The sequence below is a fragment of the Pseudonocardia lacus genome, assembly GCF_018531445.1.
GTDB classification, from domain to species: Bacteria; Actinomycetota; Actinomycetes; order Mycobacteriales; family Pseudonocardiaceae; genus Pseudonocardia; species Pseudonocardia lacus.
The window spans coordinates 1-7,857 of sequence record NZ_JAHDTH010000279.1 but is presented as its reverse complement, the minus strand read 5'-3'; the positions used below and the strand labels follow the sequence as shown (position 1 = coordinate 7,857).

Genomic DNA, 7,857 nt, shown 5'->3' with positions numbered 1-7,857 from the left:
GAGGGAGCCGCCCCGGCGCCGGGGCGCGGGCGCAGGCTCGGGATCGACGTCGGGGCCGTCCGGGTCGGGGTCGCGCTGTGCGACCCGGACGGCCTGCTGGCCACCCCGCTGGTCACCGTGCCGCGCGACGTCGAGGGCGGCTCCGACCTGCGCGCGATCGCCGACCTCGTGGCCGAGCACGAGGTCGTGCAGATCGTCGTCGGGCTGCCGCGCACGCTGGCCGGTCGGGAGGGTCCGGCGGCCGAGACCGCCCGGGCCTTCGTCGACGCGCTCACCGGTGTCGTGGCCGTGCCGGTCGTGCTGTCCGACGAGCGGCTCACGACGGTCGTCGCGACGCAGCAGTTGCGCGCCAGCGGCCGCAAGGGCCGCCGGCAGCGGGCGGTCGTCGACCAGGCCGCGGCGGTCGCCATCCTGCAGGGGTGGTTGGACTCCGCGCGGTCACGCTGAGCGCTCGCAATTGACGTCTTGACGACATGAGCGTGCCCGGATCGGCGCAGTGCTGCGGCACCTCTTATGTTCGGCAGGTGCAACCGGACAGATGGGACCCGCCCGTGCCGCACCACGGCGGTGGTGGCACCGGTGGTGCTGGCAGGTCCGGACGCCGGCTCGCCGAGCCGACCCCGATCCGCGGGCCCCGGCCCGGCCCCGGTCGCCCCGAGCCGGTCGGCGGCCCCGGCGGCCCCGGCCCGCACCCCTCCTGGGAGGGCCCCGACGAGTCGCCGACCGGCCCGATCCGGATGCCCGACGGCGGCCCCCGGGCCGCCCGCGGCGACGCGCCGGGCGAGTACCCGGGGGAGGCACTGGGCGTCGACGCCCCGGCCGATGACGGCTACGACCCCGCATTCGACGGCTACGACCCGGCCTACGACGGCGACCCGGCGGACGACGACGAACCCCCGCGCGGCCGTCGCGGCGGCTCCGGTGGTGGGCGGCGCGGTCGCGGTCGCCGGGTCGGGGTGCTGCTGGCCGCGGTCCTGCTGCTGCTCGGCGGCCTGGCCGGCGGCGGGTACTACGTGTACTCGACGTACTTCGCCACGGCCGACTTCGAGGGCGAGGGCGCCGGCGACGTGATCATCGAGGTCCAGGCCGGCGACTCCACCACCCAGATCGGGCGCGAGCTGCAGGAGCGCGGCGTGGTGGCCAGCGTGGAGGCGTTCACCGCCGCGGCCCGCGACGAGAGCCGCATCCGCTCCGTGCAGCCCGGCTTCTACCAGCTCCGCGCCCAGATGTCCGGGCGGGCCGCGGTGGCCCGGCTGCTCGACCCGGCGGCCAGGGTGGGCCAGCTGGAGATCCGCGGCGGGGTCCAGCTCGACGACACCAGCGCCCCCGACGGCACCGTCGCCCCCGGCGTGCTGAGCCTGATCTCCAAGGCCAGCTGCACGACGGTCGACGGGGCCGAGCGCTGCGTGTCGGTCGACGACCTGCGCGCCACCATGGCCACCACCGACCCGGCCACGCTCGGCGTGCCCGAGTGGGCCCTGGAGGACGTGGCCAAGGCCGACCCGAACCGGCGACTGGAGGGCCTGCTCGTCCCGGGCCGCTACAACGTCCTGCCCAGCGTCTCCCCGCAGGAGGTCCTGCAGGACCTGCTGGCCGCCTCGGCGTCGAAGCTGGAGGCCGCCGGGCTGGTCTCCGGGGCGCAGGCCATCAGCTCGACGCCCTACCAGGTCCTGACGATCGCCTCGCTGGTCGAGAAGGAGGCGATCACCGCGGACATGCCCAAGGTGGCGCGGGTGGTCTACAACCGGCTGGGCGCCGGCCAGCGCCTCGAGCTCGACTCGATGGTCAACTACCCGCTCGACCTGCAGGCCCTGCGCACCACCCCGGAGGACCGGGCGCGACCGGGGCCCTACAACAGCTACGTCGTCACCGGGCTCCCGCCGACGCCGATCTCCGCGCCCGGCCCGGAGGCCGTAGCGGCCGCGCTCGCGCCGGAGCAGGGCCCGTGGTTCTTCTTCGTGCGCTGCCAGAACGACGGCGTGTCCTGCTTCGCCACCACCTTCGACGAGCACCAGCAGAACGTGGCGCTGGCCAGGGCGAACGGCGCGTTCTAGCGGCCGGTCACCCCGGCGGGCGCGGTGGCCAGGTGCCGGGCGCGGTGTCGGGGTCGTCGGGGACGCAGGCCGCCAGCGCGGCGGCCGCCACGAGCATGGCCCGACCGCGCGCGGTGAGCCGGCGGCGCCATCCTGCGAGCGCCGCGGTCAGCGCCTCGACGCCCCCGGCCGCGCGGATCTGCTCGACGACCGGCGCGATCTGGGCGAGCGGGTACCCGCCCCGGCGCAGCTGGTGCACCAGGCGGGCGTCGCGCACGTCCGCGGTCGTGTAGGTGCGGTAGCCCGTTCGCGGGTCGCGGGCGGGCACGACGAGCCCGGCGCGCTCCCACTTGCGCAGGGTCGCGGGGTGCACGCCCAGCCGGTGGGCCAGCGAGCCGACGAGCAGGCCGGCCGGCATCGCGTCCGGTGCGGCCGCGCGGTCGGCGAGGTCGCGCACGGCGCGGTCGACCGCCGCGAGGGTCTCGCGGTCCTCCCGCAGCCGGGCGTGGCCGTCGTCGACGAGGGCGAGCGCGGTGTCGACGTCGCCGCCGTTGACCGCGCACATGATCGCCGCGGCGGCCGCGTGGCCGTGGGCCGGGACGAGGGCGAGGAAGGCGCGCAGGGCGTCGGCGTGGTGGGGTCGGTAGACGCGGTGGCCGCTCGGGGTGCGCTCGGACGGCGGCAGGACCCCGTCGGCCTCGTAGTTGCGCACGGCCTGGGTGGACAGCCCGTGCTCGCGGGCGAGGTCGACCGGGCGCAGCCGGGGTCGGTCGCGGTCCACGTTCTCCTCCCGGTTGCGGGCTCCGGCCGCGCATCCTGCCGGTTCCCGTGGCGAAGTCTCAACAGAGGGTTCAACGATACGGTCGAAGCCATGACCGATGCTGACCAGCTGGCCACCGCGACCGGACCACGGCTCGCCGACGTCGGGTGGCGACTGGGCGCGGGCGCCGACGACCTCGCCGACGCGCTGACCTCGTTCCTCGGCGGACTGGCGCGCCCGCCGCGCCTGCTGGGCCTGGGGGAGCCCACCCACCTCGCCGAAGAGCTGCCCCTGCTGCGCAACCGGGTGTTCGAGCAGCTCGTGGAGCACGCCGGCTACCGGTCGATCGCGCTCGAGAGCGACTGCCTCGCCGCACTCACCGTCGACGACTACGTGGCAGGCGGCCCGGGCGAGCTCGACGAGGTCGTGGCGGCGGGGTTCAGCCACGGCTGGGGCGCGGCCCCGTCCAACCGGGAGCTGGTGGTCTGGATGCGGCGCTGGAACGCCGCGCACGACCCGGAGGACCGGTTGAGGTTCACCGGCTTCGACGGGCCACTGGAGATCGCCACCGCCGCCTCGCCCCGGGCCGCGCTGCTCGGTGCGCACGCATTCCTCGCCGCGCACGTCGACCCCGCCCTGCTGCCGGCCGACGCGGCCACGATCGAGCGGCTGGTCGGCGCCGACGACCGCTGGGACCGGCCCGAGGCGATGATGGACGCGGCGCGCTCGATCGGCGCCGACCCCGAGGTGGTCGAGCTGCGCCTGATCGCCGACGACCTCCTCGGGCTGTTCGTCTCGCAGCTCCCCGAACTGGTTGCGGCCGCGTCGGCGAGGGCGGTGGATCGCGCGCACCTGCACGCCCGCACGGCCGCCGGGCTGCTGCGCTACCACGCCACCATGGCCGTGGACTCCCCCCGGCGGATGAGCCGGCTCAGCGGCCGGCGCGACGCGATGATGGCGGACAACCTGGCCGCGCTGGTCGAGGCCGAGTCCGACCGCGGGCCGACGCTGGTGTACGCGCACAACACGCACCTCAAGCGCGAGATCAGCACCATGCAGCTGGACTGGGGCCCGTTCACCGAGAAGATGCTCTGGTGGGGCGCCGGCGCGATCACCGCGACCAGGCTGGGCGAGGACTACGCCTTCGTCACGATGACCGTGGGGAGCGGCCCGGAGCGCGGGCTCGGCGCACCCGCACCGGGGACCGTCGAGGGCGAACTGGCCGCGCTGGGGGAGGGGCCCGTCCTGGTCGACGCGCGGCGGTTCGCCGCCGCACTGCGCGCGAGCTCCCGCCGGCCCGTGGCGCGCGAGGACACCACCACCGACCGCGGCTACTTCGGGTTCGACCCGCAGCACCTGGGCAGCGTGCAGGGCATCGTGCACGTCGAGCGGATCGGACCGATGATCCCGTCGCCGTACTGAGCGCTCAGCGGGCTCCGTGGGCTCTGTGGGCTCGGTGGGCTCAGAGGGCTCAGCGGGCCCGGCCGAAGAAGCCGGGCGGGGGCAGCGGCGAGGGCGTCGCCGCCCGGTCCCCGGGGGCCCTCGCCCCCGCCACGAACCGGGCCAGCGGCTCGCCGGTGAGCACCCGGGCGGGGAACGGGTCGGCCGCCACCCGGCGGGCCAGGTCGAGGGCCGGCACCTCGCCGTTCCCGCCGACCAGCACGAGGTTGCCGAACCGCCGCCCGTGCAGCACGTCGGGCGAGGCGACCACGGCCACCTCGGCGAACACCCCCGCCGCCGCGGCGACCTGCGTGCGCGCGAACGCCAGCGCGTCGCCGTCGGCGACGTTCGCGGCGTACACGCCGTCGGGGTCCAGCACCGCCGCGGCCGCGCGCACGAACTCCGCGGACGTGAGGTGCGCCGGCGTGCGCGCTCCGGCGAACACGTCGAGCACCAGCAGGTCGACCGACGCCGGGGCGATCCGGGTGAGCGCCGCGCGGGCGTCGCCGACCAGGACGTCGATGCCCATGCCGTCGGCGGGGAGCCGGGAGCCGACCAGGTCGACGAGCGCGCCGTCGATCTCCACCACGCGCTGGGCGGAGCCCGGCCGGGTCGTGGCCAGGTAGCGCGGCAGCGTCCACGCCCCGCCGCCGAGGTGCAACGCGCGCAGCGGGCGCCCGGCGGGGGCGACCAGGTCGACCAGGTGCCCGAGCCGGCGGACGTACTCGAACTCCAGGTGGGTGGGGTCGTCGAGGTCGACGTGCGACTGCGCGGTGCCGTCCACCAGCAGGGTCCAGCCCCCGGGGCGGTCGGGGTCGCCGACCAGCTCGGCGAGCCCGTGGTCGACCTCGGCGCGGACGACCGCCCGCGCGACCCGGTCCCCCCGCGACGCCATGCCCCGATCCTGCACCGTCGCGGCGACGCTCCCCACGGCGGCACGGACGTTACACCCGCGTCACACCGCCGACACGCTCCGTTCTTAGCGTTGCCGGGCGGATGATCGGCGCCGGTCGCACCCGGCCCGGTCCCCGACCCGGAAGGAGCCGAGGTGCTGCTGTCCCCCCACGAGCAGGAGCGGTTGCTGCTGCACGTCGCCGCAGGTCTGGCGCACCAGCGCCGCGACCGCGGGCTGAAGCTGAACTACCCGGAAGCCGTCGCCCTGCTCAGCGGCTGGGTCCTGGAGGGCGCCCGCGACGGCCGCTCGGTCGCCGACCTGATGACCGGCGGCCAGCAGGTGCTCACCCGCGACGACGTCATGGACGGCGTCCCGGAGATGATCAGCTCGGTGCAGGTGGAGGCGACCTTCCCGGACGGCACCAAGCTCGTCACCGTGCACCGGCCGATCCCGTGATCCCCGGCGAGTACCGGCTGGCCGAGGACCCCGTGCTGATCGACCGGCCGCGCACCACGATCACCGTGGTCAACTCCGGCGACCGGCCCGTGCAGGTCGGCTCGCACTACCACTTCGCCGCGGCCAACCCGGCGCTGCTGTTCGACCGGGAGGCGGCCACCGGCAAGCGGCTCGCGGTGCCCGCGGGTACCGCGGTCCGGTTCGAGCCGGGCATCGAGCGCGACGTCGACCTGGTCGAGCTCGGCGGCACCGCCACCGTGCCCGGCCTGCGCCTGCCCGAGGGGTGGCAGCCGTGACGGGGCCATGGATCGTCGACCGCGCGCGCTACGCCGAGCTGTACGGGCCGACCACCGGCGACCGCGTCCGGCTGGCCGACACCGACCTGTTCATCGAGGTCACCGAGGACCGCAGCCGCGGGCCACTCGGTGGCGACGAGGTCGTCTTCGGCGGCGGCAAGGTGATCCGCGAGTCGATGGGCCAGGCCCGCACCACCCGGGCCGAGGGCACCCCCGACCTGGTGATCACCGGCGCGATCGTGCTCGACCACTGGGGCGTGGTGAAGGCCGACGTCGGCGTGCGCGACGGCCGGATCGCCGCGCTGGGCAAGGCCGGCAACCCCGACACCATGGACGGCGTCCACCCCGACCTGGTGATCGGCCCGTCCACCGAGGTCGTCGCCGGCAACGGGATGATCCTGACCGCCGGCGGCGTCGACTGCCACGTCCACCTGATCTCCCCGACCCAGATCCCGGAGGCGCTCGGTTCGGGCATCACCACCTGGATCGCCGGCGGCACCGGCCCCGCCGACGGCACCAAGGCCACCACCGTCACCCCCGGCGCCTGGTACGCGGCCCGGATGCTGGAGGCGCTGGACGGCTGGCCGCTGAACGTGGCGCTGCTCGGCAAGGGCAACACCGTCGGCGTCGAGGCGCTGCGCGAGCAGGTGCTGACCGGGATCTCCGGGTTCAAGCTGCACGAGGACTGGGGCTCCACGCCCGCGGCGATCGACGCCTGCCTGCGCGTGTGCGACGAGTTCGGCCTGCAGGCCGCGATCCACACCGACACCCTCAACGAGGCCGGCTACGTGCAGGACACCCTGGCCGCCATCGCCGGACGGGGCATCCACGCCTACCACACCGAGGGCGCCGGGGGCGGGCACGCGCCCGACATCATCACCGTGGCCGGGCAGCCGCACGTGCTGCCCAGCTCGACGAACCCGACCCGGCCGCACACCGTCAACACCGTCGACGAGCACCTCGACATGCTGATGGTCTGCCACCACCTCAAGCCGAGCGTGCCGGAGGACCTGGCCTTCGCCGAGAGCCGCATCCGGCCCTCGACCATCGCCGCCGAGGACCTGCTGCACGACATCGGCGCCATCTCGATGATCGGCTCGGACTCGCAGGCCATGGGCCGGGTCGGCGAGGTGCCGATGCGCACCTGGCAGACCGCGCACGTGGGCAAGAAGCGCTGGGGCGCGCTGCCCGGCGACGGGCCCGCCGACAACCTGCGGGCCCGCCGCTACGTCGCCAAGTACACGATCTGCCCGGCCATCGCCCACGGCCTCGACGGGGAGGTCGGCTCGGTCGAGGTCGGCAAGCTCGCCGACCTGGTGCTCTACCAGCCCGCCTTCTTCGGGGTGCGGCCCTCGCTGGTGCTCAAGGGCGGCATGATCGCCTACGCCGCGATGGGCGACGCCAACGCCTCCATCCCCACCCCGCAGCCGGTGCTGCCGCGGCCGATGTTCGGCGCCGCGCCGACCGCGGCCGCGGCGACCTCGGTGCACTTCGTGGCCCAGGCGGCGCTCGACGACGGGCTGGCCGACCGGCTCGACGTCGCCCGGCGGCTGGTGCCGGTCCGCGACACCCGTCGAGTGGGCAAGGCCGACATGCCCGGCAACGACGCGCTGCCCCGCATCGAGGTGGAGCCCGAGACGTTCACCGTGCGGATCGACGGCGAGGTCGTCGAGGCGGCCCCGGCGGACGTGCTGCCCATGGCCCAGCGCTACCACCTGTTCTGATGACCGGCACGCCGATGGGCCTGCTGCTGCTGGCCGACTCGCGGTTGCCGGCCGGCGGGCACGGGCACTCCGGCGGCGTCGAGGCCCTGGTCGACCGCGACCTCCTGCGCTCGGCCGACGACCTCGCCGCCGTCCTCGCCGCCCGCGTCCGCACGACCGCCACGGTCCCCGCCGCCGCCGCGGCAGCCGCATGCGCCCTCGCCGCGGGCGGGCCAGGGCCGGCGTGGCGGGCCTGGGACGCGGCGGTGTCGGC

At 75.8% G+C, this 7,857-nt stretch carries 8 protein-coding genes and 1 pseudogene; 7 read left to right on the top strand and 2 right to left on the bottom strand.

Annotation, left to right across the window (positions count from 1 at the left end; all coding sequences use genetic code 11):
• Together ruvX and KIK08_RS35405 are read left to right on the top strand one after the other, a co-directional pair.
• The coding region (gene ruvX / locus KIK08_RS35410; protein WP_250558476.1) for a Holliday junction resolvase RuvX at positions 1-447 on the top strand (447 nt) is incomplete at its 5' end.
• 77 nt (positions 448-524) lie between these two features.
• On the top strand, positions 525-2,054 hold the full coding sequence (locus tag KIK08_RS35405; RefSeq protein ID WP_214407683.1) for an endolytic transglycosylase MltG: 1,530 nt from the start codon (positions 525-527) through the stop codon (positions 2,052-2,054).
• Between the two features lie 7 nt (positions 2,055-2,061).
• On the opposite strand, the gene KIK08_RS35400 is transcribed toward KIK08_RS35405, so the two are convergent.
• Complete coding sequence (locus KIK08_RS35400) at positions 2,062-2,814, bottom strand: TioE family transcriptional regulator (RefSeq protein WP_308258096.1); 753 nt, start codon at positions 2,812-2,814, stop codon at positions 2,062-2,064.
• 90 nt (positions 2,815-2,904) lie between these two features.
• Here KIK08_RS35400 and KIK08_RS35395 point away from each other — a divergent pair, with 90 nt between their 5' ends.
• Complete coding sequence (locus KIK08_RS35395) at positions 2,905-4,215, top strand: erythromycin esterase family protein (RefSeq protein ID WP_214407682.1); 1,311 nt, start codon at positions 2,905-2,907, stop codon at positions 4,213-4,215.
• A 49-nt stretch (positions 4,216-4,264) separates the two neighbouring features.
• Here KIK08_RS35395 and KIK08_RS35390 read toward each other — a convergent pair whose 3' ends face one another.
• The gene (locus KIK08_RS35390) at positions 4,265-5,128 is read right to left on the bottom strand and encodes a spermidine synthase (RefSeq protein ID WP_214407681.1); all 864 of its coding nucleotides are present in this window, start codon (positions 5,126-5,128) and stop codon (positions 4,265-4,267) included.
• Positions 5,129-5,281: 153 nt separating this feature from the next.
• On the opposite strand from KIK08_RS35390, the gene KIK08_RS35385 reads away from it, so the two are divergent.
• From KIK08_RS35385 to KIK08_RS35370, 4 genes and pseudogenes are all read left to right on the top strand, one after another.
• Positions 5,282-5,584, top strand: coding sequence for an urease subunit gamma (locus tag KIK08_RS35385; RefSeq protein ID WP_214407680.1), 303 nt, complete (start codon positions 5,282-5,284; stop codon positions 5,582-5,584).
• Complete coding sequence (locus KIK08_RS35380) at positions 5,581-5,880, top strand: urease subunit beta (protein ID WP_214407679.1); 300 nt, start codon at positions 5,581-5,583, stop codon at positions 5,878-5,880. The genes KIK08_RS35385 and KIK08_RS35380 overlap by 4 nt, the downstream gene beginning before the upstream one ends.
• Complete coding sequence (locus tag KIK08_RS35375; protein WP_214407678.1) at positions 5,877-7,604, top strand: urease subunit alpha; 1,728 nt, start codon at positions 5,877-5,879, stop codon at positions 7,602-7,604. The genes KIK08_RS35380 and KIK08_RS35375 overlap by 4 nt, the downstream gene beginning before the upstream one ends.
• Positions 7,604-7,857, top strand: a pseudogene (locus tag KIK08_RS35370) (urease accessory protein UreF); the annotation flags it as partial. The gene KIK08_RS35375 and the pseudogene KIK08_RS35370, both read left to right, overlap by 1 nt.